The following is a 24,815-nucleotide window of genomic DNA, read 5'->3' on the forward strand; positions in this document are numbered from 1 at the left end:
ACGAGATGCCGAGCCTGAAGAGCCTGCGCACGCGGATCAACAGCGTGAAGTCCACGCGCAAGATCACGCAGGCGATGAAGATGGTGGCCGCCGCCAAGCTGCGCCGGGCGCAGACCCAGGCCGAGCAGGCGCGCCCCTATGCCGAGCGCATGGAGCGCATGCTGGCCTCGCTCGGCGCCTCGGTGGCCGGCAGCCCCGATGCGCCGAAGCTGCTGGTGGGAACGGGGGCGGAGCGGACGCATCTGCTCGTCGTCGTCACCTCCGAGCGCGGGCTGTGCGGCCCGTTCAACACCAATGTCGGCCGCTTCGCGCGCAACCGCGCGCGCGCCCTGGAGGCCGAGGGCAAGGTGGTGAAGATCATCACCGTCGGCCGCAAGGGCGCGACCTATCTGCGCCGCGACCTCGGCAGCCGCTTCGTCGGCGAGATCAGCTTCGCCGGCAAGAAGAAGATCGGCTTCGAGGACGCGGCCGAGATCGCCGCGCGCATCACGGCGATGCTGGACGAGGGCGGCTTCGACGTCTGCGGCCTGATCTACAACCGCTTCAGGAGCGTGATCAGCCAGACGCCGGTGGAGCAGCGCCTGATCCCGGCACCCCTGCCCGAGGCGGCGGCCGGCGGCGCGGGCGGTGCGCTCTACGAGTTCGAGCCGGCGGAGGAGGAGATCCTTGCCCGGCTGCTGCCGCAGAACCTCGCGATCCAGATCTACCGCGCGCTGCTCGACAGCCAGGCCGGCTTCTTCGGCAGCCAGATGACGGCCATGGACAACGCGACCCGCAACGCGGGCCAGATGATCAACAAGCTCACGCTGAACTACAACCGCACCCGTCAGGCCAACATCACCAAGGAGCTGATCGAGATCATCTCCGGTGCCGAAGCGGTCTGAGAAAGGAACGCACGCCATGAAGAACAATGTCGGTCAGGTCACGCAGGTGCTCGGCGCCGTGGTGGACGTGCAGTTCCCCGCCGAGCTGCCGGCCATCATGAACGCGCTCCACGTGAAGGTGGGCGAGAGCACGCTGGTGCTCGAGGTGGCGCAGCACCTCGGCGAGCGCACCGTGCGCTGCATCGCCATGGACACGACGGACGGCCTGGTGCGCGGCGCCGAGGTGACGGACACGGGCGCGGGCATCGCGGTGCCGGTGGGCAACGGCACGCTCGGGCGCATCCTCAACGTGATCGGCGAGCCGATCGACGAGCGCGGGCCGGTGAAGGCGGAGAAGACCTACACCATCCACCGCGACGCCCCGGCCTTCGAGGAGCAGGCCACCGCGGCCGAGATCCTCGTCACCGGCATCAAGGTGATCGACCTGCTGGCCCCCTACCTGAAGGGCGGCAAGATCGGCCTGTTCGGTGGCGCCGGCGTGGGCAAGACCGTGACCATCCAGGAGCTGATCAACAACATCGCCAAGGCGCATGGCGGCGTGTCGGTCTTCGCCGGGGTGGGCGAGCGCACCCGCGAGGGCAACGACCTCTACCACGAGATGATCGATGCGGGCGTCATCAAGCTGAACGAGGACGGCTCGACCGACGGCTCCAAGGTGGCGCTGGTCTATGGCCAGATGAACGAGCCGCCGGGGGCGCGCGCGCGCGTGGCGCTCTCGGGCCTCTCCATCGCGGAATATTTCCGCGACGAGCAGGGCCAGGACGTGCTGTTCTTCATCGACAACATCTTCCGCTTCACCCAGGCGGGCGCGGAGGTCTCCGCGCTGCTCGGCCGCATCCCCTCGGCGGTGGGCTATCAGCCGACGCTGGCCACCGACATGGGCGCGCTGCAGGAGCGCATCACCTCCACCAAGAAGGGCTCCATCACCTCGGTGCAGGCCATCTACGTGCCCGCCGACGACCTGACGGACCCCGCGCCGGCCACCTCCTTCGCGCACCTCGATGCGACGACGGTGCTGAACCGCTCCATCGCGGAGCTCGGCATCTTCCCGGCGGTGGACCCGCTCGACTCCACCTCCCGCGCGCTCGACCCGCGCATCGTGGGCGAGGAGCACTACAAGACGGCGCGCGAGGTGCAGCGCATCCTGCAGACCTACAAGTCGCTGCAGGACATCATCGCCATCCTCGGCATGGACGAGCTGTCGGAGGAGGACAAGCTGATCGTGGCGCGCGCGCGCAAGATCCAGCGCTTCCTCAGCCAGCCCTTCCATGTGGCCGAGGTGTTCACCGGCACGCCGGGCGTCTTCGTGAAGCTCGAGGACACGATCCGCAGCTTCGCGGCGATCTGCGCCGGCGAGTACGACCACCTGCCCGAGGCGGCCTTCTACATGGTGGGCACCATCGAGGAGGCGGTGAAGAAGGCCGAGGCGCTGAAGCAGGCGGCGTGATTCCTCGCCCTCATGCACCGGGCGGCCGCGGCCTGCGCCGCGCCGCCCGGGCGCCTGGGGGAGAGCGATGTGGGCGGCGCCGGCCGCTGCGGCCGGAGGCTCTGAACTGGGCGCGGGCGCCGTGCGGGCGTCCTGCGGTGTGAAGGATCGGGTGCGCAGATGGCCACGTTTCAACTCGAACTCGTCTCGCCCGAGAAGCTGCTGCTCTCGCGGCCCGTCGAGATGGTCGTCATCCCCGCCGCCGAGGGCGAGATGGGCGTGCTGCCCGGCCATGCGCCGATGATCGTGGCGCTGCGCGGCGGCGTGATCTCGGTGCGCGAGGGCGGGCAGGAGAAGGAGCGCCTCTTCGTCGCCGGCGGCTTCGCCGAGGTGGGGCCGGAGCGCGTGACCATCCTCGCCGACGAGGCGACCCCGGTGGCGGAGCTCTCCCGCGCCGAGGCGGATTCGCGCATCGCCGCCGCCGAGCAGGAGTATCTGGCCGCCGCGGCCGAGAGCCCGGAGAAGCGCGAGGCGGCGATGAACCGCCTGCTGGCCATGCGCGCCATGCGCGAGGCCGCCCAGGCGGGTTGAATTCGGCCGCCGCCCGTCGCATGTCCAGCCCGGGGAGTGGGGTGGCATGAAGCATTGGACGATCGAGCAGGTGGCCTGGGACCGCTTCGACCCCGCCAAGGTCGAGCCGGAGGTGATCCCGCTGGTCAAGGCGGCCGCCATGGTCGAGCGCAACGGCGACGACTACGCGCTCTACCTCAAATCCGTCTTCAAGGACGACCCGGACTTCCAGCAGGCCGCCGACAACTGGGCGGTCGAGGAGGTCCAGCACGGCGACGCGCTCGGCAAATGGGCGACCCTCGCCGACCCTTCCTTCGACTATCCGGCCGCCTTCGCGAAATACCGCGAGGGCTTCAAGATAGACGTGAAGGCCGACGCCTCCATCCGCGGCTCCCGCACGGGCGAACTCATCGCCCGCTGCATGGTGGAGACGGGCACCTCCAGCTACTACACCGCCCTCGGCGAGGCCTCGGAGGAGCCGGTGCTGAAGGAGATCTGCCGCCTGATCGCGGCGGACGAATACCGGCACTTCAAGCTCTTCTACGACCACATGAAGCGCTATCTGGAGCGCGAGAACCTCTCCTTCCCGAAGCGGCTGCGCGTGGCGCTCGGGCGCATCGGCGAGACGGAGGACGACGAGCTCGCCTTCGCCTTCCACTGCAGCAACGACCCGCCCGGCCTCGCCTATGACCATGACCGCTGCCTCGCCGGCTACATGGGCCGCGCCATGGGCTTCTACCGCTTCCGCCACATCGAGCGCGGCATGGGCATGATCTTCAAGGCCATCGGCCTCGAGCCGCGCGGCCGCATGGCCGACATCGCGGCCAAGGGGGCTTGGCGCCTTCTCTGCTGGCGGCGGGACCGCTACCGCCAGGCCCTGGCGCAGCAGGCCGTCGCCAACAGCGAATCGGCCAGCCTCGCGCGGGCGGCGTGATCTCGCGCCGGCGGGCGCTGGCGGGGCTGGGCGCGCTGCCGGCCTGCGCCGCGCCGCCGCTGGGCGCCCAGGAGGCGCCGCTGCGCCAAGTCGCCCGGGCGCGGGGCCATGTCTTCGGCACCGCCGTCCGCGCCGATCTGCTGGCCGATGACGCCGCGCTCGCCGCGCTGGTGGCCCGCGAGGCCGAGCTGCTCGTCCCCGAATGGGAGGGCAAATGGGATGCGCTGCAGCCCGAGGAGGGGCGCTTCGAGTTCGCCCCGCTGCGCGCCATCATCGGCTTCGCGCAGCGCCACCAGCAGCGGGTGCGGGGCCATGCGCTGATCTGGCATGCCGCCATGCCGCCGTGGCTGCCCGCGGCGCTGGCCGAAGGCCCGCGCCGGGCGGCCGCCGTGATGGAAGCCCACCTCACCGCCGTGCTGCGCGAAACGCGCGAGGCCATCCGCGACTGGGACGTGCTGAACGAGGTGATCGCCAACCCAGAGGGCAGCGACAACCCGAGCCCGACCGACGGCGACCTGCGCCCCACCCCCTGGCTCTCCGCCCTCGGCCCCGGCTATCCCGAGCGCGCGCTGCGCCTCGCGCGCCAGCTCGACCCCACCCTGCGCCTCACCCTCAACGATTACGGGGTGGAGGCGGACACGCCGCACGCCGAGGTCAAGCGCCAGCGGCTGCTGCGCGTGGTGCGCGGCCTCGTGCAGCGCGGCGCGCCGCTGGATGCGGTGGGCATCCAGGCGCATCTGCAGATGCGCGACCCCTTCCGGCCCGAGCCCTTCATCGCCTTCCTGCGCGCGCTGCGCGAACTCGGCCTCGCGGTTCTGGTCACCGAACTCGACGTGCGCGAGCCGGATGCGCTCGCGCCCAGCCTCGCCGAGCGCGATGCGGCGGTGGCGGAGTATGCAGGGCGCTTCCTCGCCGCGGCCATCGAGGGGGGCGTGCGCAGCGTGCTCACCTGGGGCCTGACCGACCGCGATTCCTGGCTGGTGAAGGAGCCCGCGGTGGCGCGCGGCGATGGCGCCGCCACCCGCGGCCTGCCCTATGACGAGGCGCTCCAGCCCAAGCCCCTGCGCGCGGCGCTGGCCCGGGCGCTGGGCGGGGGGTAGCTAGCCCGCCGCCGCGCGGGCCGCCGCGGCGATGGCCTCGAGCCCTTCGCCCAGCGCGCCCTCCGCGATGGCCTCGGCGAAGCCCCGCAGGCTCTCCCGCGCCCGCTCCGGCGGCAGGCCGCCCGTCACCATCCACCAGCGCAGCGCGAGCAGCCAGGTGGCGGCGAGGTCGGTGCGGCAATAGGCGGCGATGCGCGCGTGCTCCCCTGCCGCCCAGAGCGCCTCCACCCGCTCCCCGTCGATCTCCGCCTTGAGCGAGAGGCCGAGCAGCGCCGCGCATTCCCCGAGGCTCGGCGCGGGCGAGGCGCGGAAGCCCGAGAGCCGGTCCATCAGGTCGAGATGCCGCTCGCCGAAGCGGTGCAGATAGGCGAAGCCGGGCGCGTGCAGATGCGGCATGGGCACGCCCAGCGTCAGGGCGCGGTAGCGCAGCACCGGCAGGTCGAAGCCGCCCGTGTTGAAGCCGATGAGCCCCGGGCCGCCGCGCAGCGCCGCGTCGAAGCGGGCGAGCAGCGCGGCCTCCGGCTCCTCGGCCACGGTGCGGGCGCGCAGCCGCGCCACGCGCCAGGGCTCGTCGGGGGCGGCGCGCTCGGCCACCAGCAGGCCGAGGCAGCAGAGCCGGTGCAGGGGGGGCTTGAGGAAGGCGCGCTCCGGCGCCTCGCCCGGGCGGGCGTAGCGGGCGCCGAGGGCGGCGCGCACCGCCTCCTCCTCCGCCTCCGGCATGTCCAGCAGCGCGCGGCCCGCCGCGAGATCGGGCAGGGTCTCGATGTCGAGGACGAGGACGCGCTGCACGCCGCGGGTTCAGCCGGCGCCCGCGGGCTGCCAGGTCAGCACCAGCACGTCGCGGCAGGAGGGCAGGGCGGGGTCGGCGGGCTCCACGGGCGTCACGCCGTGCATCACGCGCCGGTCGTCCAGCACCGCGAGGTCGAGCATCCCGTCGAGGGTGAAGCGGGCGAGCTCTTGGCCCGCGGGGTCGGTCACCAGGGTCTCGCCGCCCCGCAGATTGGTGCGCGCGATCATGGCGATGAGCACCACCGCCACGCCGTCATGGTGCACGCCCTCGGGGGTGGGCAGGCCGGGCGCGCCGGGGCGGGCCTCGATGCGGAACTGGTGCATCTCGACGAACCAGGGCGTGCCGGGGTGCAGCGAATCCGCCACCGCCCGGCCGAGGCCGAGCAGCCCCTCGCAGGCGGGGTGGCGCGCCACCGCCTCCTCCACCGGGGCGAACCAGCGATCCACCCCGCCATTGAGCCGGTTGTGGACGGTGGCCTGGAAATGCGGCCGGTGCAGGCCGCGGCGGTGCCCGGCCTCGCCCGGCAGGGCCAGGAAATTGGCGTGGCGGCGGCGGCGGTAGCGCCCGCCATCGGCCATGAAATTGTCCGGCTCCAGCCGCGCCCAGCTCGCGGCGAAATCCGCCAGCGCGGCCGGGCAGAGGCCGAGGGCGGCGGCCGCCTCGGCGGGGGGCAGGCGCGCGAAGCCCTCGGCGCGCACGCGCTCGGGCAGCGTCATCCCGCCTCCCCGATGGCGGGCGCCTCGCCCGTCATGCCGGCCAGAACCTCGGCCACATGGCGCACCTGCACGGGGCTGCCCTCGCGCTTCAGCCGGCCTGCGATGTTCAGCAGGCAGCCCATGTCGCCCGCCAGCAGCAGATCGGCCCCGGTGGCGGCGATGTCGGCCGTCTTGTCGCTGACCATGCGGGTGGAGATGTCGGGATACTTCACGCAGAAGGTGCCGCCGAAGCCGCAGCAGATCTCGGGCTCCTTCATCTCGGTCAGGGTGAGGCCCGCCACGCTCTCGAGCAGGGCGCGCGGCTGCGCCTTCACGCCGAGCTCGCGCAGCCCCGAGCAGGAATCGTGATAGGTGGCGCGCGCCTCCAGCCGCGCGGGGACGGCGCGCAGGCCCATGACATCGGTCAGGAAGCTCGTCAGCTCATGGGTCTTGGCGGCGAGGCGCTCGGCGCGGGCGCGGTATTCGGGGTCCAGCTCCGCGAAGAGGGCGGGGTAGTGGCGCGCGATCATCGCCGCGCAGGAGCCCGAGGGCGCCACGACGAAATCGAAGCCCAGGAAGGCGTCGATCACCTGGCGGGCGATCTCCTGGGCGGTGGCGCGGTCGCCCGCATTGTAGGCGGGCTGGCCGCAGCAGGTCTGGGCGGGCGGCACCTCGACGCGGCAGCCCGCCTCCTCCAGCAGCCGGATGGCGGCGAAGCCGACGGCGGGGCGGTGGATGTCCACCAGGCAGGTGACGAAGAGGGCGACGCGGGGAGAGGCCATGGCCTGAAACTAGGCGCGAAGCGGGCCGGCGTGAATGGCGCGGCCGCCCGTATCAGTTACCCACCGGCGGTCCCGACCCGCCGTGAATGAAACTGTGGCACTCTGGTTTGGCTGGTGGCGAGGTCGGCATGGTCATGGTGCGCCAGAGCCCGCGTGTCAGTTTCTGTCTAGGCGGGCTGGCCGCAGCAGGTCTGGGCGGGCGGCACCTCGACGCGGCAGCCCGCCTCCTCCAGCAGCCGGATGGCGGCGAAGCCGACGGCGGGGCGGTGGATGTCCACCAGGCAGGTGACGAAGAGGGCGACGCGGGGAGAGGCCATGGCCTGAAACTAGGCGCGAAGCGGGCCGGCGTGAATGGCGCGGCCGCCCGTATCAGTTACCCACCGGCGGTCCCGACCCGCCGTGAATGAAACTGTGGCACTCTGGTTTGGCTGGTGGCGAGGTCGGCATGGTCATGGTGCGCCAGAGCCCGCGTGTCAGTTTCTGTCTAGACGAACTCGCCGCGCAGGAAGCCGAGCGCGGGAAGCGGCGCCCATTTGCGCGGAAGATCGGACCGGCGGATGGGCGTGACCGAATAGTGCGGCACGGGCTGTTTCGAGCGGCGCAGGAAATCCTCGTAGGCACGGACCTGCTGGGCCCTCCAGGCGCGGTCCTCCAGCGCGGCGGCGCGGGAGCGATAGACCTCGGCCACGCGGTTCTTCCGGCCGACCGTGGCGATGACGGCCCAGAGCGTGTCCTCGTCGGAGCGCGGCAGCGCCGCCAGATCGCGCATGCCGATAGAGAAAGGAACGCGGCCGCGCCGGGTCAAGCGGCAAGGCGGCCGGAACGGAAAAGGGGCGGCCCGAAGGCCGCCCCCGCATGGACATGGTGCTGACGGAGGGCGCTTCAGCCCAGCCGCTCGCCGTGCTGGGTCACGTCGAGGCCCTCGCGCTCCTCCTCCTCGGTGACGCGCAGGCCCATGATCGCGTCCACGATCTTGAAGAGGATGAAGCTCGCCACCGCGGTGAAGACGAAGGTGGCCGCCACCGCATAGAACTGGATGACGAGCTGCGCGACCGAGCCCGAGGTGCCCTCGGGCGAGGCCTCGGTGGCCGAGAGCGCGCCATAGGCCAGCACGCCGGTCAGCAGCGCGCCGACGATGCCGCAGACGCCATGCACGCCGAAGGCGTCGAGGCTGTCGTCGTAGCCCAGCCACTTCTTCAGTGCGGTCGCGCCCCAGAAGCCCGCGATGCCGCCCGCGACGCCGATGATCAGCGCGGAACCCGGCAGCACGAAGCCCGCCGCCGGGGTGATGGCGACGAGCCCCGCCACAGCGCCCGAGATGGCGCCCAGCACGGAGGGCTTGCCCTTGATCATCCACTCCGCGAAGAGCCAGGAGAGGGTGGCGGCCGCGGCGGCCGTGTTCGTCACCAGCAGCGCCATGCCCGCGCGCCCGTCGGCGGCGACGGCCGAGCCCGCATTGAAGCCGAACCAGCCCACCCACAGCAGCGCCGCGCCGATCACGGCATAGGCGAGGTTGTAGGGGGCGAGGTTGTCGGTCCCGTAGCCCATGCGCTTGCCGACCACGAGCGCGCCGATCAGGCCCGCCACGCCCGCATTGATGTGCACCACCGTGCCGCCCGCGAAGTCGAGCGCGCCGAGGGCGAAGATCCAGCCATTCGGGTGCCACACCCAGTGCGCCACCGGCGCATAGACCAGCACCGTCCACAGCGCGGTGAAGACGAGCAGGGCGGAGAACTTGATGCGGTCCGCCAGCGCGCCGGTGATCAGCGCCGCGGTGATGACGGCGAAGGTCATCTGGAAGGCGATGAAGACGCTCTCGGGGATGGTGAGCGCCACCGCGCCGTCCCCGCTGCCCAGGGTGAAGGGCTTGTCCCAGCCCTCCGAGACGCCGGCCAGCAGGAACTTCGAGAGGTCGCCGAAATAGGGGCCGCCCTCGCCGAAGGCGATGCTGTAGCCGATCACCACCCACATCACCGACACCAGCGCGCAGATCACGAAGGACTGCGCGAGGGTGGAGAGCACGTTCTTCTTGCGCACCATGCCCGCGTAGAACAGCGCCACGCCGGGGATGGTCATCATCAGGACGATGGCGGTCGAGATCAGCATCCAGGCGGTGTTGCCGGCGTCGATCTTCGCCTCGTCGCCCGCGAAGGCGGGCAGCGCCGAGAGCGCGAGAAGGGGGGCGGCGGCCAGCGCGCGCCGCATCCAGGACATCATGGTCGGGGTTCCCTTGGTGAAGGTCATGGGCGGGGGCGGGGCGTCAGAGCGCCGCCGCGTCGGTCTCGCCCGTGCGGATGCGCAGCGCGCGGTCCACGTCGAGCACGAAGATCTTGCCGTCGCCGATCTTGCCGGTGCGCGCGGCGCTGGCGATGGCCTCGACCACCGCGTCCACCATCTCGGAGGGCACGGCGATCTCGACCTTGAGCTTCGGCAGGAAGCTCACCTGATACTCGGCGCCGCGGTAGATCTCGGTCTGGCCCTTCTGCCGGCCGAACCCCTTCACCTCCGTCACCGTCAGCCCCTGCACGCCGAGCGGGGTGAGCGCGTCGCGCACCTCGTCCAGCTTGAAGGGCTTGATGATCGCCATCACGAGCTTCATCAGCCTGCCTCTCTCCGATCGGCCGCGGCGGGGCGCCGCTGGCTCCGCTCCCGCCTTCCAAGAGTCGTGCCAGCGACGGAAGGCGAGGCGCTTCCGTGGGTTGCGGTGGTTCCTGCCTCGAAAATGGGCAGATCGCCCCCCCTCCTGATGGGCGGCGCGCCCGACTCTTGCGCGCGCGCCGAATGGCCTAAGCTGTGTCGCATGACCGATGCGATCGAGACCGAAGTGGCCATCCTGGGCGCGGGCCCGGTGGGCGCCACCCTCGCCGCGGCGCTGGCCGCGCGCGGGGTGCCCTGCGTGATCCTCGATGCCCAGCCGCTCCCGCCGATGGAACTGCAGGGCTTCGACGGGCGCGCCTACGCCATCGCGCTCGCCTCGCAGCGGCTGCTGGCCGAGGCCGGGGTGTGGGAGCGCCTGCCCACCACCCCCTGTCCCATCCAGGAGATCAAGGTGGCCGATGGCCGGGTGGGCGAGGCGCCCTCCGCCCTCGACCTCGACTTCCGCGCCGCCGAGGTGGCGGAGGAGCCCTTCGGCTGGATGGTGGAGGCGCGGGCCCTGCGCGTCGCGCTCAACGCCCGGCTGCCCGAACTCCCCGGCGTGCGCGTCTTCGCGCCCATGACGGCCGAGGTGGCGCGCGACGAGGCCGGCGCCACCCTCACCCTGCGCGACGGCACGCGCATCCGCGCGCGCCTGGCGGTGGGGGCGGAGGGGCGCAACTCACCGCTGCGCCAGGCGGCCGGCATCGGCACGGCGCGGCACGATTACGGGCAGATCGGCCTCGTCGGCGCCTTCGCCCACGAGCGGCCGCACCGCAACCGCGCGCTGGAGCTGTTCCTGCCCGCCGGCCCCTTCGCGCAGCTTCCGCTGACCGACATCGCGGAGTTCGGCGAGAGCCGCCTGCCGCACGCCAGCGCCTTCGTCTGGACCGAAAGCCGCGGCGTGGCGCAGCGGCTGCTGGCGATGGAGCACGCCGCCTTCGCGCGCGAGCTGCGCCGCCGCCTGGGCGACTGGCTGGGCGAGATCGAGCCCATCGGCCGCCGCTGGTCCTATCCGCTGACGGCCATGCACGCCACGCGCTATGTGGCGCCGCGCATGGCGCTGGTGGGGGATGCGGCGCATGGCATGCACCCCATCGCGGGGCAGGGGCTCAACATCGGCTTCCGCGACGTGGCGGCGCTGGCGCGGCTGGTGGGCGAGGCGCATGCGGCGGGCGGCGATGTGGGCGCACCGGCCCTGCTCCGCGCCTATCAGGCCGAGCGCCGGCCGGACGCGCTGCTGATGATCGGCGCCACCCATGCGCTGGAGAGGCTGTTCGGCAACGACATCGGGCTGCTGCGCCTCGCGCGGCGGCTCGGCATCGCCGCGGTGGACCGGATCGGGCCGCTCAAGCGCGCCTTCGCGCGCCAGGCGATGGGGCTGCACGCGGCGGGATAGGCCCGCGCCCCCACCCCCGGTTGCCCAGCCGCCCCCCGCCGTGTAAGCCCGCCGCCACACCGCAACCCGCAGAGTTCCAAGGGGCCCTTCCATGGCGAAGATGCAGGCCAACCAGATGCGCGCCGGCATGGTCATCGAGTTCGAGGGCCAGCGCTACACCATCCTCAAGCAGAACATCATGATCCCCGGCAAGGGCGCCGCCGTGATCCAGGTCGAGATGCGCAACATCAAGACCGGCGCGAAGAAGGACCAGCGCTGGCGCACCGCCGACACCGTCGAGCGCCTGACCACCGAGGACAAGGAGTTCACCTACTCCTACGACGACGGCGACATGCTCGTGCTCATGGACCCCGAGACCTACGAGCAGACCCAGGTGCCCAAGGACATCCTGGGCGACCGCCTGCCCTTCCTGCAGGAGAACATGACGGTCAACGTCCGCCTCATCGAGGGCGAGCCCGTCTCCCTCGACCTGCCCGAGACGGTGGTGCTCGAGGTGGCCGAGGCCGACCCGGTGGTGAAGGGGCAGACCGCCTCCTCCTCCTACAAGCCCGCCGTGCTCTCGAACGGCGTGAAGACCATGGTGCCGCCCTTCGTCACCGCCGGCGAGAAGATCGTGGTCCGCACCGAGGACGGCTCCTACGTCGAGCGCGCGAAGGGCTGAAGCGAGGTCCGCCCGCATGTCCGGCGCCTCGCCCCGGCTTTCGCCCGCGCTCAACGTGGTCGTCGCCGCCGTCCGCAAGGCCGGCCGCCGCCTGCTGCGCGACTTCGCGGAGGTGGAGACGCTGCAGGTCGCGAGCAAATCGCCCGGCGATTTCGTCAGCCAGGCCGATCTGCGCGCCGAGCAGTCGCTGCGCGAGGATCTGAAGAAGGCCCGCCCCGGCTTCGCCTTCCTGATGGAGGAGAGCGGCGCGAGCGGCGAGGCCGACTGGGACTGGCGCTGGGTGGTGGACCCGCTGGACGGCACCAGCAACTTCCTGCACGGCATCCCGCACTGGGCGATCAGCGTCGGCATCGAGAAGCGCCTCTCGGAGACCAGCTCGGAGGTGGTGGCCGGGGTGATCTACAACCCCGCCTCGGACGAGCTGTTCTGGGCCGAGAAGGGGATGGGCGCCTTCCTCAACGACCGGCGCCTGCGCGTCTCCGGCCGGCGGGATCTGCGCGAGGCGCTTTTCGCCACCGGCATTCCCTTCGCCTCCGTGCCGCGCAAGGGCGAGTTCACCCATGCGCTGGTGCGCCTCATGCCGCAGGTGGCGGGCATCCGCCGCTTCGGCTCCGCCGCGCTCGACCTCGCCTGGACGGCCGCCGGCCGCTACGACGGGTTCTGGGAGCTCGGGCTGAACAAGTGGGACATCGCCGCCGGCATCATCCTGGTGCGCGAGGCGGGCGGCTACGTCACCAGCCCCGATGGCGGGGACGCCTATGCCGAGGGCCATGTGGTGGCCGGCAATCCCCACCTGCACGGCAAGCTGCGCGAGACGGTGGCCGAGAGCATCGCCGCGGCGCAAAAGGCCCGGGCCGAGGGCCGCGGCGAGGCCCACTGAACCGCCCCGCGCCCATGCGCCCCGCCCGCCGCGCCCTGCTGCTGCTGCCGCTGGCCGGCCCCGCCGCGCGCGCCCAGCCCCGCGCGGCCCTGCCCGAGCCCGTGCCGGCCCCGGGCGTCGTCGCCCTGCCGGGCGGCGGCTGGCGCCTCCTCTTCGCGCGGGAGGAGGAGCGCCCGAGCCCGGAACAGCGCCTGACGCTGATGGAGATCGGCAACATCCTCGCCGCCTACACCCAGGGCCGGGTCACGCTCTGGGCCGAGGTGGCGCTGGGCGAGGATGTCTCGGAGGCGCGCCGCCTCTCGTTGCGCCGGGCGCTGGCGGTGCGCGAGGCGCTGGTGCTGGGCGGCCTGCCGGAGACGCGGGTGGATTTGCGCCCCCTGGGCCGCACCGAGGCGCGGCAGGATGTGGTGGACATCCTGCCCCCCGGCGCGGCGAGGCCCTGAGACGCGCAACTGGTGCGCCCGCCCCCCAGCGCCTACCCTCTGCGGCGATGACGCGCCCCCTTCCTTACCTGTGGCGGATGCTGGGCTTCCTTGCGGGGGCGCTGGCGCTCGCCGCCGTGCTCGCGCCCACGCTGGCGCGCGCCTTCGCCGCCAACCCGCTGCTGAACGGGCTGATCCTGGCCGTGCTGCTGGGCGGCGTGGCCTGGAACATCCTGCAGGTGCTGCGCCTGCGCGAGGAGGTGGAATGGGTCGAGGCCTTCCGCCAGGCGCGGCGCGGCGCGCCGGCGCGGGCGGAGCCGCGGCTGCTCGCCCCGCTCGCCGCGCTGCTGGCCGCGCGCCGGTCGGAACGGCTCGCCCTCTCCGCGGGCGGGCTGCGCTCGGTGCTGGACGGGATCGTGGCGCGGCTCGACGAAACCCGCGAGCTCTCGCGCTACATGACGGGGCTGCTGATCTTCCTCGGCCTGCTCGGCACCTTCTGGGGGCTGCTGCTCACCATCGCCGCGGTGGCGGAGGTGATCGGGGCCATGCGCCTTTCCGGCGGCGAGGCGATGGAGCTGTTCGACCAGCTCAAGGCCGGCCTGGCCGAGCCGCTGCGCGGCATGGGCATCGCCTTCTCCTCCTCGCTGTTCGGGCTGGCGGGGGCGCTGGTGCTGGGCTTCCTCGACCTCACCGCCGGCCAGGCGCAGAGCCGCTTCGCCACCGAACTCGAGGACTGGCTGGCCGGCCAGGCGCTGCTCTCGGGCGGGCTGTCCGAGGGGGGCGCGGGCGAACTCGCGCCCCTGCTCGACCAGCTCGGCGCGGCGGTCGAATCCGTGCAGGCGGCGCTGGAGCACGGCGGCGGCCCCGCCTCCCTCGCCCTGCTGGCCGACCGCATGTCGGTGCTGGCCGAGCAGGCGCGCGCCACGCAGTACCTCCTGGGCCGCGTGGCCGAGCAGCAGGCGCAGATCCTCGAGCGCGAGGAGGAGCGGCGGCAGGAGATGCAGCAGCTCCTGCGCGCGCTCGCCCGGCGCGATGGCTAGGCGGCTGCGGCGCGCCGCGCCCTTCGACGCCTGGCCGGGCTATGTGGACGCGCTCTCCACCCTGCTCATGGTCGTCATCTTCGTGCTGCTGGTCTTCGTGCTGGGGCAGGGCTTCCTCGCCTCGGCGCTGAGCGGGCGGGACAGGGCGCTGGCGGCGCTGGAGCGGCAGCTCGCCGCGCTGTCGGAGCAGCTTCGCGTGGAGCGGGCCGGGGCCGCCGCCCTGCGCGCCGAGGCGCAGCGGCGCGAGCAGGCCCTCTCCGCCGCCGCCGCGGATGGCGAGCGCCTCGCGCGGGAGCTCGCGGAGCTGCGCGCCCAGCTCGCCCGGCTGGTGGCGGCGCTCGATGTCTCGGAGGCGCGGGTGCGCACGGGCGAGGCGCGGCTCGCCGACCTCCAGGCCCGGCTGGACGCCGCCCTGCTCGCGCGGGTGGAGGAGCTGCAGCAGACGCGCAGCGAGTTCTACGCCCGGCTGCGCGGCGCGCTGGGCGACCGGCCGGAGCTGCGCGTGGTGGGCGACCGTTTCGTCTTCCAGGCCGAGCTTCTCTTTCCCGCCGCCTCGGCCGAGCTCTCGCCCGCGGGCCAGGCGCAGCTTCGCCAGATCGCGCGGCTGCTCGGCGAGATCGCGCCGCGCATCCCGCCCGGCACTCCCTGGATCCTGCGCGTGGACGGGCATGCGGACCGCAACCCCATCCGCGGCGGGCGCTTCGCCGACAACTGGCAGCTCTCGGCCGCGCGGGCGCTCGCGGTGGTGCAGCTTCTCATCGAGGCGGGGGTGCCGGCGAACCGCCTCGCCGCCACCGCCTTCGGCGACCAGCAGCCGCTGGAGGAGGCGGACACGCCCGAGGCGCACGCCCGCAACCGGCGGATTGAACTGCGCCTCACCGACCGGTAGGGGAGGGCGGATGGAGTCCACCTTCCGCGTGCCGCGCCACGCCCTTCTGCGCGCCAAGCTCACCCTGATCCGCCGCCGCGAGACGGACAGCGCCACCTTCCGCCGCGTGCTGGCGGAGATCGGCGCCATCCTCACCGCCGAATCGCTGCGCGACCTGCCCGAGGCCAGCGCGCGCATCGAGACGCCTCTGGCGCCGATGGAGGCGCCGATCCTGAGCGCGCCCGAGCCCTGCCTCGTCGCCGTGCTGCGCGCGGGGCTCGGCCTGCTGGAGGGCGCGCGCATGGTGCTGCCCGACGCGCCGGTGGGCCATCTCGGCCTGGTGCGGGACGAGCACACGCTCAAGGCCAGCGAATACGTGGTGCGCCTGCCGCGGGATCTCTCGCGCCGCGGGGCGCTGGTGCTCGATCCCATGCTCGCCACCGGCGGCTCGGCCATCCAGGCCATCGCGCGGGTGAAGCAGGCCGGCGCGCGCGCCGTGCGCTTTGCCTGCGTCGTCGCCGCGCCCGAGGGGGTGCAGGCGCTGCAGGCCGCGCACCCGGACGTGCCCATCCTCTCCGCCGCGCTGGACGAGCGGCTGAACGAGCAGGGCTACATCGTCCCCGGCCTCGGCGACGCCGGGGACCGCTGCTTCGGCACCGAGTGATGGACGGGACCCCCGCCGGCCTCGTGCCGGTCCTGCGCACGCAGCGCCTGCTGCTGCGGGGTTTCCGCGAGGATGATCTCGACGCGCTGGCCGCCATGCAGGCGGACCCGGAGGTGATGCGCCATCTCGGCGTGGGCGAGAGCGCCGGCCGCCCGCGCGGGCGCATCGAGAGCTGGCAGCACATGGCCCAGTTCATGGGGCAATGGGCGCTGCGCGGCTGCGGCCTCTGGGCGGTGGAGCATGCGGGGCGCTTCGTCGGCCGGGTGGGCATCCTCCATCCGGAGGGCTGGCCGGGGCCCGAGCTGGCCTATGCGCTGGCGCGCGAGGCCTGGGGCCAGGGCCTTGCGGTGGAGGCGGCGCGCGCCGCCCTCGAGTGGGCGGACGCCCATCTGGGCGGGCGCCGCCTCTTCAGCCTGATCCGCCCCGAGAACGAGGCCTCGCGCCGCGTGGCGCGCAGCCTGGCCGGGATGTGCACCGGCCGGGTGCTCGTCATGGGCGTGGAGGCGGAGCGCTGGGAGTATGCGCGGCTGATGTGATGGGCGGGGTGGCGTGCCAAAGCGGGGCATGCCCGGAACCGCCGGTGAGAAAGCACGCGGCCGCTGGGATGACTACTGGACCCGCGCCCCTGCCCGGATCCAGGCGATGATCTGGGCGCGCTGCGTGTCGGTCATGTCCGTCAGGTTGCCCGGCGGCATGGCCTCCGTCTCGATCTGCACGCGCATGGCGGCCGCGTGGCGGCGCAGATCGGCGGGCGCCTCCAGCACCACGCCCTTGGGCGGGCTCGCGATGCCCTCGAAACTCGGCCGTGCGGCGTGGCAGCTCGCGCAATGGGCGGCGACCAGCGCCTGGACCTCCGCGAAGGGCGGCGCCTCCACGCCCGCGAAGCGCGCATCGGGGCGCGGCGCCACCAGCACGAAGAGCAGCGCCACCGCCACCGCCCCGCCCGCCGGCAGCGCCCAGTTGGAGCGGCCCGAATGGCGCAGCACGAAGAACTGCCGCACCAGCGCGCCGGCCAGCGCGATGAGCAGCAGGGCCAGCCAGTTGTAGCGGTGCTGCGTCAGCATCGGGTAGTGCGGGCTGATCATCAGGAACAGCACCGGCAGCGTCAGATAGGTGTTGTGCACGCTGCGCTGCTTGCCCCAGAGCCCGTAGCGCGGGTCGGGCGCCTCGCCCTTCTCCATGGCGGCGACCATCTTCCGCTGGCCGGGGATGATCACCATGGCCACATTCGCCACCATGATGGTGCCCGTCATCACGCCGACCAGGATGAAGGCGCCGCGGCCGGAGAACAGGTGCGTCGCCAGCAGCGTCACCGCCACGAGCATCGCCGCGCCGGCGGCGAGCAGCTTCGCCTCGTCCTCCCCGAAGCGCGACCTGCACAGCCGGTCATAGGCCACCCAGCCGCCCAGGATCATCGCCGCCGAGAGCAGGATGGCGAGCCAGGCGGGCATGTCCAGCACCCGCGGGTCCACCAGGTAGGTGCCGGCCTGGCCCCAGTAGATCAGCACGAACAGCGCGAAGCCGCTGATCCAGGTCCAGTAGGCCTCCCACTTGAACCAGTGGAGTTTCGCGGGCAGCGCCTCGGGCGCGCCGACATATTTGCGCTTGTAGTAGAAGCCCCCGCCGTGGATGGACCATTGCTCCCCGCGCACGCGGGGGTTGCCGTCGGCCGGCGGCTCCAGGCTGTTGTCGAGGGCGATGAAGTAGAAGCTCGCGCCGATCCAGGCGATGCCGGCGATGATGTGCAGCCAGCGCAGCAGCAGATTCGCCCATTCGGCGATGTAGCCCCACTCGATCTCCATCGCTCAGCTTCCGCGATAGGTGGTGTAGCCGAAGGGCGAGACGAGCAGCGGCACATGGTAGTGCCCGTCCTCGGCCATGCCGAAGCAGAGCGTGACCTCGTCGAGGAAGGGTGGGTCGGGCAGCGCCACGCCCAGCGCGCGGAAATAGGCGGCCACCCGGAAGACCAGCATGTAGCGGCCGGGCCGGAAGGCCTCCCCCTCCAGGAGCGGCTTCGGCGCGCGCCCGTCCTCGTTGGTCACGCCCTCGGCCAGCTTCACCCGCGCCTCGCCCTCGACGCGATAGAGGGCGAAGGCCATGCCGGCGCCGGGGCGCCCGCGCGAGGTATCGAGAACATGGGTGGACAGCCGGCCCATCGGGAACCCCTCTGTTGCGCCGCGACATTGCGGCCGGCGCCGCCGGGCTGGCAAGCGCCGCGCGATGGCTGCCGCGCGCCCCCCGCGCTTGATCGCCCAGGGCTTGGGCCGTAAGGCGCGCAGACCGCCCAGGGAGAGTTCCCATGCCCGATGCCGTCGCCCCCAACCTCGTCGCCGCCGTCGATGCCGCCCGCCACTGGCGGGACATGATGGCCATGGCCGAGATCGGCGGCTTCATCGACGAGGCGGGGCATCCGGGCGTGAACCGCCCCTGCCTCTCGCCGCTCGACCGCCAGGCGCGGCGGCTGCTGATCTCCTGGGCGGAGAAGGCGGGGCTCGGCGTCTCGGTGGACCGTCTGGGCAACCTCTTCCTGCGCCATGAGGGCAGCGCGCCGGGCCTCGCCCCCGTGCTGACCGGCAGCCACATGGACAGCCAGCCCAATGGCGGGCGCTTCGACGGGATCTGGGGGGTGATCGCGGGGCTCGAGGCGGTGCGCGCGCTGCGCGAGGCTGGGGTGGCGACGAAGCGCCCCATCGAGGTGGTGGCCTGGACGAACGAGGAGGGCGGCCGCTACGCGCCGGGCTGCATGGGCAGCATGGCCTATGCCGGCTTCGCGCCGCCCGACACATGGGACGATGTGACGGACCGCGACGGCATCCGCTGGGCGGACGCGCTGGCCGAACAGCTCGCGCTGGAGGCCGACATCGCCCGCCGCCCGCTCGGCGTGGTCGAGGGGCAGGCGCCCTTCGCCTATGTCGAGGCGCATATCGAGCAGGGCCCGCTGCTCGAGGCGAAGGAGATGGACATCGGCGTCGTCACCGGCATCCAGGGCAGCCGCTGGTTCGTGGTGGAGCTGAAGGGCAAGAGCGACCACGCCGGCACCACGCCGCTCGCCATGCGCAAGGATGCGGTGCAGGACATGCTGCGCGCCATCAACGCGCTCAACGCCCTGATGCACGACCCGAAGGACGTGCTGCGCTTCACGGTGGCGAGCATCGAGGTGCAGCCCAACACCTCCAACTCGGTGGCGGGCCTCGTGCGCTTCACCATCGATTTCCGCCACCCCGACAACGCGGTGCTGCAGGCCCGCGGCAACGCCATCGAGGGCGTGATCCAGGCCGCGGTGCGCGACTGCGCGGTGAAGGTGACGGAGCGCTTCCACGCCGTGCCCGTCACCTTCCAGCCCGAGGTGCCGGACGCGGTGGAGGCCGCCGCCCGCGCCCAGGGGCTGCGCCACATGCGCCTGCCCTCGGGCGCCTTCCACGACAGCCAGTTCATGGTCCCGCTCTGCCCGACGGGGATGATCTTCGTGCCCTGCCGCGCCGGCGTCTCGCATCATCCGAGCGAATACGCCACGCCCGAGGCGCTGGCCGCCGGCGCCCGCGTCCTCGCGCAGGTGCTGGCCGATCTCGCCAACCGCTGATGCCCTTCTGGAGCGCGCCCGTGAGCGAACAGCTCTCCCTTCCCAAGGACCGCATTCGCACCCTGCTGCTCGAGAACATCGCCGAGACGGCGGTGACCCTGCTGGCGGAGGACGGCTACACCAATGTCGTGCGCGAGAAGAAGGCGCTCGAGGGCGAGGCGCTGCGCGAGGCGCTGCGCGGCGTGCACATGCTCGGCATCCGCAGCCGCACCACGCTCACGGCCGAGGTGCTGGAGGCCGCCGACCGCCTGATCGCCGTGGGCTGCTTCTGCATCGGCACCAACCAGGTGGACCTGGATGCGGCGCGCCGCCTGGGCATCCCGGTCTTCAACGCCCCCTTCTCCAACACCCGCAGCGTGGCGGAGCTGACGATCGGCGAGATCGTGATGCTGCTGCGCGGCATCTTCCCGAAATCCGTCGCCGCCCATGCGGGGGAATGGGACAAATCGGCCGAGGGGTTCCGCGAGGTGCGCGGGCGCACGCTCGGCATCATCGGCTACGGCAACATCGGCTCCCAGCTCTCCGTGCTGGCCGAGGCCTTCGGCATGCGGGTGATCTATTTCGACACGGCGGCCAGGCTGCCGCTCGGCAACGCCTCGCGCTGCGCCACGCTGGAGGAGCTGCTCCACTGGTCGGACGTGGTGAGCCTGCATGTGCCCGAAACGCCCGAGACCATGGGCATGATCGGCGCGGAGCAGATCGCGAAGATGCGCCCGGGCGCCTTCCTCATCAACAACGCCCGCGGCACGCTGGTGGATGTGGAGGCGCTGGCCCTGGCGCTGCGCGAGGGCCGGCTCGCGGGTGCCGCGCTCGACGTCTTCCCCGAGGAGCCCAAGCGCAACGGCGACCCCTTCGTGACGCCGCTGCAGAACATCCCCAACGTGATCCTCACGCCGCACATCGGCGGCAGCACGGAGGAGGCGCAGTCGCGCATCGGCGAGGAGGTGGCGCGCAAGCTGGCCGATTATTCCGACACGGGCAGCACGGTGGGCGCGGTGAACTTCCCGCAGGTGGCGCTGCCCGCGCGCCCCACCGGCACGCGCTTCATGCATGTGCACCACAACGCGCCCGGGGTTCTGGGCGCCGTGAACCAGGTCTTCGCCCGGCGTGGCGTGAACATCGCCGGCCAGTATCTGCAGACGGACGGCGAGATCGGCTATGTGGTGGTGGACGCGGGCGCCACGCGCGACAGCGAGGCGATCCTGGCGGAGCTGCGCGCGCTGCCGCACACGATCCGGGCGAGGTTGTTGTACGAGAGGGAGTAGGGGGGCATACCAGCGGCGGCGGGTATGCCTTTGTTTTTGCGCGCCGCAGCCCGCATCAGCGCAGCCGCCTCCCCCTCCGGAACCGCCACCAATCCTGCAGCGGCCCGAGGGCCAGCAGCGGCAGGGCCGCCAGCGTCAGCAGCGCGAACACCGCCGCCGCCCCGCGCGCGCCCGAGGCCAGGGCGGCCACCGTCAGCCCCGCCAGCGCCCCGATCACCAGCAGCGCCAGGGCGAAGAGCGCCAGCACCAGCCGGTGCCGCGGCGAAAGCCACTCGGGCGGCGGCGCCGCATCGGCCCGCGGCGTGCCGTCGCGCGAGACCTCGAAGGTCCGGGCAGGGTCGAGGCCGAAGGGCCGTTCCTCTCTCAGCGTCTCACCACGATGCGAATGCCGCCGGGCTCGATGCCCATCTTCCGCAGCCGGCGCCGCCGCCACCAGAGGGAGAGCGCCGCCACCCCCACCGCGCCCAGCAGGACCGGCAGCAGCAGCCCGATGAAGAAGATGGCGAGCGCGGCGAGGATCAGCCCGCCCGCCATCGCGCCGATCAGCACCGCGGCGCCGCCCAGCCGCGCGAGGAAGGCGTCGAGGCCGCTCGGCTTCGGCGGTTCGCGGAATTCTCCCTCCGGCGTCATGTCCAGCACCGGCGGGGGGCGGCGGAAATCGCTCATGCCCGCCATCTGGCCCCGCCGCCCCGGGCTGTTCAAGCCCCGTTGCGCGCGCCGCAACACTCCGTAAAGGAGGGGCGCCACGGAGACGCTTCCCATGCCCCTGCTCGGCTGCATCGCCGACGACTTCACCGGCGCCACCGACCTCGCCAGCATGCTCGTGCGCCACGGCATGCGCGCGGTGCAGGTGATCGGCGTGCCGCAGGCGCCGCTGCCCGAGGCGGATGCGGTGGTCGTCGCGCTCAAGTCCCGCACCATCCCCGCGGCCGAGGCGGTGGCGCAGTCGCTCGCGGCCTGCGAGGCGCTGCTCGGCGCCGGCGCGCGGCAGATCCTGTTCAAGTACTGCTCTACCTTCGACAGCACGGATCAGGGCAATATCGGCCCCGTGGCGGAGGCGCTGATGCGGCGGCTCGGCGCGGGCTTCGCCATCGCCTGCCCCGCCTTCCCCGCCAATGGCCGCACGATCTACCAGGGCCACCTCTTCGTCGGCGCGAGCCTGCTGAACGAGAGCGGCATGGAGAAGCACCCCCTCACGCCGATGACGGACGCGAACCTCGTGCGCGTGCTCGGCCGGCAGACGCGGCTCGGCGTGGGGCTTCTCCCCTTCGCGGTCGTGGAGCAGGGCCCGGCCGCGATCCGGCGCGAGATGGCGCGCCTCTCCGAATCCGGCCGCGCGCTCGCCATCGCGGATGCGGTGACGGAGGCGCATCTGATGGCGCTGGGCGAGGCCTGCGCGGAGCATCCGCTCGTCACCGGCGGCTCGGGCATCGCCATGGGGCTGCCGGAGAATTTCCGCCGCGCGGGGCTGCTGCCCGCCCGCACGGACGCCGACGCGCTGCCCCCTCCCGGCGGCTTCTGCGCCGTGGTCGCGGGCTCCTGCTCGCGCGCCACGCTCGGGCAGATCGGGCTCGCGCGCGATCACGTGCCGGTGCTGGAGCTCGACGCCCTCGCGACCCCCGATGCGGCCGCCCTCGCCGCTGAGGCCGCGGCCTGGATGGAGGGCAGGCTGGAGGCGGCGCGCCCCGTGGTGATCGCCGCCTCCGCGCCGCCCGAGCGCGTGGCCGCGCTGCAGGCGAGGCTCGGGCGCGAGGCCGCCGGCGCGCTGGTGGAGGAGGCGCTGGCCGAAATCGCGGCGCGCCTGGTCGCGCGCGGGGTGCGCCGCCTGGTGGTGGCGGGCGGCGAGACCTCGGGCGCGGTGGTGCAGCGCCTCGGCGTGCGCGAGCTGCGCATCGGCGCGGAGATAGATCCGGGCGTGCCCTGGACCCACACCACCATTCCCGCCGCGCCCGAGGGGCTGCACCTCGCGCTCAAGAGCGGCAATTTCGGCGCGCGCGACTTCTTCCTGAAGGCCTTCGCGGCATGAGCGAAGAGGCGCTGCGCGAGGAGCTGGTGGCGCTCGGCGCCTCGCTGTTCCAGCGGGGCTTCTCGGTGGGCAGCGCGGGCAACATCTCCGTCCGCCTGCCCGACGGCTATCTGATGACGCCGACCAACTCCTGCCTCGGCCGGCTGGAGGCGGCGCGGATCAGCAAGCTCGACCTCGCATGGAACCATGTGGGCGGCGACAGGCCGACCAAGGAGGTGTTCCTGCACCGCGCCTTCCTTGAGGCGCGGCCCGATGCGGGGGCGGTGGTGCATCTGCACTCCACCCACGCCACCGCCCTCTCCTGCCTCGATGGCGCGATCCCGCCGCTCACGCCCTATTTCGTGATGCGGGCGGGGCGCGAGGTTCCGCTCATTCCCTATTACCGGCCCGGCGATGCGGCGATGGAGCCCGCCATCCGCGAGGCGGCGCGCCGCGCCAAGGCCGTGCTGCTCGCCAACCACGGCCCCGTGATCTGCGGCCCCAGCCTGACCGACGCGGTGAACGCCGCCGAGGAGCTGGAGGAGGCCGCGAAGCTCGCGCTGCTGCTGCGCGGCGCGAACCCCCGCCTGCTGACGCCGGCGCAGGTGGACGACCTGCTCCGCACCTTCGGCTGAGCGAACCCACCGACAACCCGGAGAGAGAGCCCATGGACCGCACCGCGCCCACCGACCATCCCGTGCTGCCCGCCATCGCCGCGCGCTGGAGCCCGCGCAGCTATCTGGAGGAGGCGATCCCCGACGCCGATCTGCGCCGCGTGCTGGAGGCGGGGCGCTGGGCGGCCTCGGCCTACAACGAGCAGCCCTGGCTCTACCTCGTCACGCGCAGGCATGTGGAGCCGGAGGCGCATGCGAAGCTGCTCGCCTGCCTCGTGCCCTTCAACCAGGGCTGGGCCGTGCGCGCGCCGGTGCTCATCCTCGCCTGCTACCGGCAGACCATGGCGGGCAAGGGCACGCCCAACCGCTGGGCCGCCTACGACACGGGCCAGGCGAGCAGCGCCATGGCCATCGAGGCCGCCGCCCTCGGCCTTCAGATCCATCAGATGGCGGGCTTCGACGCCGCGGCCGCGCGCGCGGCCTTCGCCATTCCGGAGGATGCGGAGCCGATCGCGGCCATGACGCTCGGCAAGCCCGGCCCGGCGAGCGCGCTCGACGAGGCGCTGGCGCAGCGCGAGACGGCCCCGCGCGCGCGCAAGCCCTTCGGCGAGCTGTTCTTCGCCGGCGCCTGGGGCAAGGGGCTGTAGCAGCGCAAAGGGCGCCGCCCCTTTCGGAGCGGCGCCCTGGCCTGGTCGCACCGGCTGGCGCGGTTCAGGTGCTCGGCGTTTCGCTCGGCGCGGGAGCGGCCGGGGCGGCAGCCGCGGCGGCGGCGGCGGCCTTCTTCGCGGCGCGCGTGGCGGCGGCCTTCTTCGCGGCCTCCGCGCGCTTCGGGTCGGCGGCCTTCTTCGCGGCGGGCTTGGCGGCGGCCTTCTTCGGCGCGGCGGCCTTCTTCGCGGCGGGCTTGGCGGCGGCCTTCTTCGGCGCTGCGGCCTTCTTCGCGGCCGGCTTCCTGGCGGCGGCCTTCTTCGGCGTGGCGGCCTTCTTCGCGGCCGGCTTCTTGGCGGCGGCCTTCTTCGGCGCGGCGGCCTTCTTCGCGGCCGGCTTCTTGGCGGCGGCCTTCTTCGGCGCGGCGGCCTTCTTCGCGGCCGGCTTCTTGGCGGCGGCCTTCTTCGGCGCGGCGGCCTTCTTCGCGGCCGGCTTCTTGGCGGCGGCCTTCTTCGGCGCGGCGGCCTTCTTCGCAGCCGGCTTCTTGGCCGCGGGCTTCTTGGCCGCGACGCGCGCGCGCGCGGAGGCGGGCTTCGCCGTGCGGCGGCCGGTCGCCATCGCCATCGCCATCGCGCGTGGGGCCTTCTTGGGGGTGTCGGTGCTGTCGGTCACTGTGGATCTCCTCATTGCGCGCGTCGCGCGTCACCTGTGGGGCGTTGAGACGGTTCCGGCCGCCGCGCCCTCTCGCGGACATGGCCGGTGCAGAACTGCGCAGGCCGGGATTCCGGCGAAGGAGGAAAGCCCAGCGCGCCCAATGCGCCTCCGCCCGGCATCAGGCGACGGCCTCATGCCCTTCCTCCGAATCACCAGGGAGGCTTCTCCCATCGGACCCTGATCGCGAATCACGGATCACCCATCCTGCACGACGCCCGCCCTGGCCTGCGATCCCTTGCGTTC

At 72.9% G+C, this 24,815-nt stretch carries 30 protein-coding genes; 18 read left to right on the forward strand and 12 right to left on the reverse strand.

Annotated elements, in window-relative coordinates; all coding sequences use genetic code 11:
- Window positions 1–5 precede the first annotated feature (5 nt).
- From H596_RS0109985 to H596_RS20975, 5 genes are all read left to right on the forward strand, one after another.
- Entirely contained in the window at window positions 6–884 is an 879-nt protein-coding gene (locus tag H596_RS0109985; RefSeq protein ID WP_027284773.1) for a F0F1 ATP synthase subunit gamma, read from the forward strand.
- A 16-nt stretch (window positions 885–900) separates the two neighbouring features.
- A complete protein-coding gene (atpD, locus tag H596_RS0109990; RefSeq protein WP_027284774.1) occupies window positions 901–2,331 on the forward strand; it encodes a F0F1 ATP synthase subunit beta in 1,431 nt (476 codons plus the stop codon).
- Between the two features lie 159 nt (window positions 2,332–2,490).
- Window positions 2,491–2,901 carry a F0F1 ATP synthase subunit epsilon gene (locus tag H596_RS0110000; RefSeq protein ID WP_027284775.1) on the forward strand — a complete coding sequence of 137 codons (411 nt, stop codon included), beginning with the start codon at window positions 2,491–2,493 and terminating at the stop codon, window positions 2,899–2,901.
- A gap of 46 nt (window positions 2,902–2,947) precedes the next feature.
- A complete protein-coding gene (locus H596_RS0110005; protein WP_027284776.1) occupies window positions 2,948–3,814 on the forward strand; it encodes an acyl-ACP desaturase in 867 nt (288 codons plus the stop codon).
- A complete protein-coding gene (locus tag H596_RS20975; RefSeq protein WP_245583983.1) occupies window positions 3,811–4,914 on the forward strand; it encodes an endo-1,4-beta-xylanase in 1,104 nt (367 codons plus the stop codon). The genes H596_RS0110005 and H596_RS20975 overlap by 4 nt, the downstream gene beginning before the upstream one ends.
- Here H596_RS20975 and H596_RS22895 read toward each other — a convergent pair whose 3' ends face one another.
- The 7 genes from H596_RS22895 to H596_RS0110045 form a co-directional block, all read right to left on the reverse strand.
- Window positions 4,915–5,703 (reverse strand): 3'-5' exonuclease, encoded by a 789-nt coding sequence (locus H596_RS22895; RefSeq protein ID WP_051212760.1) that lies wholly within the window; start codon window positions 5,701–5,703, stop codon window positions 4,915–4,917. It abuts the gene before it with no gap.
- A gap of 9 nt (window positions 5,704–5,712) precedes the next feature.
- Window positions 5,713–6,420, reverse strand: coding sequence for a 2OG-Fe dioxygenase family protein (locus H596_RS0110020; RefSeq protein WP_027284777.1), 708 nt, complete (start codon window positions 6,418–6,420; stop codon window positions 5,713–5,715).
- Complete coding sequence (locus tag H596_RS0110025) at window positions 6,417–7,181, reverse strand: (Fe-S)-binding protein (RefSeq protein ID WP_027284778.1); 765 nt, start codon at window positions 7,179–7,181, stop codon at window positions 6,417–6,419. Before H596_RS0110025 ends, H596_RS0110020 begins: the two co-directional genes overlap by 4 nt.
- Window positions 7,182–7,348: 167 nt before the next feature.
- Complete coding sequence (locus H596_RS23390) at window positions 7,349–7,498, reverse strand: heterodisulfide reductase-related iron-sulfur binding cluster (protein ID WP_084602666.1); 150 nt, start codon at window positions 7,496–7,498, stop codon at window positions 7,349–7,351.
- Between the two features lie 167 nt (window positions 7,499–7,665).
- Entirely contained in the window at window positions 7,666–7,950 is a 285-nt protein-coding gene (locus H596_RS0110035; protein ID WP_027284779.1) for a hypothetical protein, read from the reverse strand.
- A 113-nt stretch (window positions 7,951–8,063) separates the two neighbouring features.
- Window positions 8,064–9,398 (reverse strand): ammonium transporter, encoded by a 1,335-nt coding sequence (locus H596_RS0110040; RefSeq protein WP_027284780.1) that lies wholly within the window; start codon window positions 9,396–9,398, stop codon window positions 8,064–8,066.
- Between the two features lie 43 nt (window positions 9,399–9,441).
- The gene (locus H596_RS0110045; RefSeq protein ID WP_027284781.1) at window positions 9,442–9,780 is read right to left on the reverse strand and encodes a P-II family nitrogen regulator; all 339 of its coding nucleotides are present in this window, start codon (window positions 9,778–9,780) and stop codon (window positions 9,442–9,444) included.
- 201 nt (window positions 9,781–9,981) lie between these two features.
- On the opposite strand from H596_RS0110045, the gene H596_RS0110050 reads away from it, so the two are divergent.
- The 8 genes from H596_RS0110050 (at window position 9,982) to H596_RS20990 (ending at window position 16,285) form a co-directional block, all read left to right on the forward strand.
- Window positions 9,982–11,214 (forward strand): UbiH/UbiF/VisC/COQ6 family ubiquinone biosynthesis hydroxylase, encoded by a 1,233-nt coding sequence (locus tag H596_RS0110050; protein ID WP_027284782.1) that lies wholly within the window; start codon window positions 9,982–9,984, stop codon window positions 11,212–11,214.
- A 91-nt stretch (window positions 11,215–11,305) separates the two neighbouring features.
- A complete protein-coding gene (gene efp, locus H596_RS0110055; protein WP_027284783.1) occupies window positions 11,306–11,875 on the forward strand; it encodes an elongation factor P in 570 nt (189 codons plus the stop codon).
- Between the two features lie 16 nt (window positions 11,876–11,891).
- Window positions 11,892–12,755 (forward strand): inositol monophosphatase family protein, encoded by an 864-nt coding sequence (locus H596_RS0110060; protein ID WP_027284784.1) that lies wholly within the window; start codon window positions 11,892–11,894, stop codon window positions 12,753–12,755.
- Window positions 12,756–12,769: 14 nt separating this feature from the next.
- Window positions 12,770–13,198, forward strand: a complete 429-nt coding sequence (locus H596_RS0110065) for an OmpA family protein (RefSeq protein WP_027284785.1) — start codon at window positions 12,770–12,772, stop codon at window positions 13,196–13,198.
- A gap of 47 nt (window positions 13,199–13,245) precedes the next feature.
- Window positions 13,246–14,217: a hypothetical protein gene (locus tag H596_RS20985; RefSeq protein ID WP_037300837.1), complete on the forward strand. Its 972-nt coding sequence runs from the start codon at window positions 13,246–13,248 to the stop codon at window positions 14,215–14,217.
- Window positions 14,210–15,106, forward strand: a complete 897-nt coding sequence (locus H596_RS0110075) for an OmpA family protein (protein ID WP_027284786.1) — start codon at window positions 14,210–14,212, stop codon at window positions 15,104–15,106. Before H596_RS20985 ends, H596_RS0110075 begins: the two co-directional genes overlap by 8 nt.
- A gap of 10 nt (window positions 15,107–15,116) precedes the next feature.
- Window positions 15,117–15,749: a uracil phosphoribosyltransferase gene (upp, locus tag H596_RS0110080; protein WP_027284787.1), complete on the forward strand. Its 633-nt coding sequence runs from the start codon at window positions 15,117–15,119 to the stop codon at window positions 15,747–15,749.
- On the forward strand, window positions 15,749–16,285 hold the full coding sequence (locus H596_RS20990; protein WP_037300840.1) for a GNAT family N-acetyltransferase: 537 nt from the start codon (window positions 15,749–15,751) through the stop codon (window positions 16,283–16,285). Before upp ends, H596_RS20990 begins: the two co-directional genes overlap by 1 nt.
- A gap of 72 nt (window positions 16,286–16,357) precedes the next feature.
- On the opposite strand, the gene H596_RS0110090 is transcribed toward H596_RS20990, so the two are convergent.
- Together H596_RS0110090 and uraH are read right to left on the reverse strand one after the other, a co-directional pair.
- Entirely contained in the window at window positions 16,358–17,551 is a 1,194-nt protein-coding gene (locus H596_RS0110090) for a urate hydroxylase PuuD (RefSeq protein ID WP_027284788.1), read from the reverse strand.
- Between the two features lie 3 nt (window positions 17,552–17,554).
- Complete coding sequence (gene uraH, locus H596_RS0110095) at window positions 17,555–17,905, reverse strand: hydroxyisourate hydrolase (RefSeq protein ID WP_027284789.1); 351 nt, start codon at window positions 17,903–17,905, stop codon at window positions 17,555–17,557.
- 143 nt (window positions 17,906–18,048) lie between these two features.
- Here uraH and H596_RS0110100 point away from each other — a divergent pair, with 143 nt between their 5' ends.
- Both H596_RS0110100 and serA read left to right on the forward strand, forming a co-directional pair.
- A complete protein-coding gene (locus tag H596_RS0110100) occupies window positions 18,049–19,329 on the forward strand; it encodes a M20 family metallo-hydrolase (protein ID WP_027284790.1) in 1,281 nt (426 codons plus the stop codon).
- Window positions 19,329–20,594: a phosphoglycerate dehydrogenase gene (gene serA / locus H596_RS0110105; protein ID WP_027284791.1), complete on the forward strand. Its 1,266-nt coding sequence runs from the start codon at window positions 19,329–19,331 to the stop codon at window positions 20,592–20,594. The genes H596_RS0110100 and serA overlap by 1 nt, the downstream gene beginning before the upstream one ends.
- 55 nt (window positions 20,595–20,649) lie before the next feature.
- Here the strand turns inward: serA and H596_RS0110110 are convergent, their stop codons facing one another.
- Both H596_RS0110110 and H596_RS20995 read right to left on the reverse strand, forming a co-directional pair.
- Window positions 20,650–20,841 carry a hypothetical protein gene (locus H596_RS0110110; RefSeq protein ID WP_027284792.1) on the reverse strand — a complete coding sequence of 64 codons (192 nt, stop codon included), beginning with the start codon at window positions 20,839–20,841 and terminating at the stop codon, window positions 20,650–20,652.
- Window positions 20,842–20,957: 116 nt separating this feature from the next.
- A complete protein-coding gene (locus tag H596_RS20995; protein WP_051212778.1) occupies window positions 20,958–21,260 on the reverse strand; it encodes a hypothetical protein in 303 nt (100 codons plus the stop codon).
- 94 nt (window positions 21,261–21,354) lie between these two features.
- Here H596_RS20995 and otnK point away from each other — a divergent pair, with 94 nt between their 5' ends.
- Genes otnK through H596_RS0110130 form a run of 3 tightly spaced genes read left to right on the forward strand, consistent with a single transcriptional unit; the run spans window position 21,355 to window position 23,860 of the window.
- The gene (gene otnK, locus H596_RS0110120; RefSeq protein WP_027284793.1) at window positions 21,355–22,620 is read left to right on the forward strand and encodes a 3-oxo-tetronate kinase; all 1,266 of its coding nucleotides are present in this window, start codon (window positions 21,355–21,357) and stop codon (window positions 22,618–22,620) included.
- The gene (gene otnC, locus H596_RS0110125) at window positions 22,617–23,234 is read left to right on the forward strand and encodes a 3-oxo-tetronate 4-phosphate decarboxylase (protein ID WP_027284794.1); all 618 of its coding nucleotides are present in this window, start codon (window positions 22,617–22,619) and stop codon (window positions 23,232–23,234) included. The genes otnK and otnC overlap by 4 nt, the downstream gene beginning before the upstream one ends.
- Window positions 23,235–23,266: 32 nt before the next feature.
- Window positions 23,267–23,860 carry a nitroreductase family protein gene (locus H596_RS0110130; RefSeq protein ID WP_027284795.1) on the forward strand — a complete coding sequence of 198 codons (594 nt, stop codon included), beginning with the start codon at window positions 23,267–23,269 and terminating at the stop codon, window positions 23,858–23,860.
- A gap of 64 nt (window positions 23,861–23,924) precedes the next feature.
- On the opposite strand, the gene H596_RS23395 is transcribed toward H596_RS0110130, so the two are convergent.
- Complete coding sequence (locus tag H596_RS23395; RefSeq protein WP_211225269.1) at window positions 23,925–24,530, reverse strand: hypothetical protein; 606 nt, start codon at window positions 24,528–24,530, stop codon at window positions 23,925–23,927.
- Between the last annotated feature and the right edge of the window lie 285 nt (window positions 24,531–24,815).

The sequence above is a fragment of the Rubritepida flocculans DSM 14296 genome (assembly GCF_000425365.1).
GTDB classification, from domain to species: Bacteria; Pseudomonadota; Alphaproteobacteria; order Acetobacterales; family Acetobacteraceae; genus Roseococcus; species Roseococcus flocculans.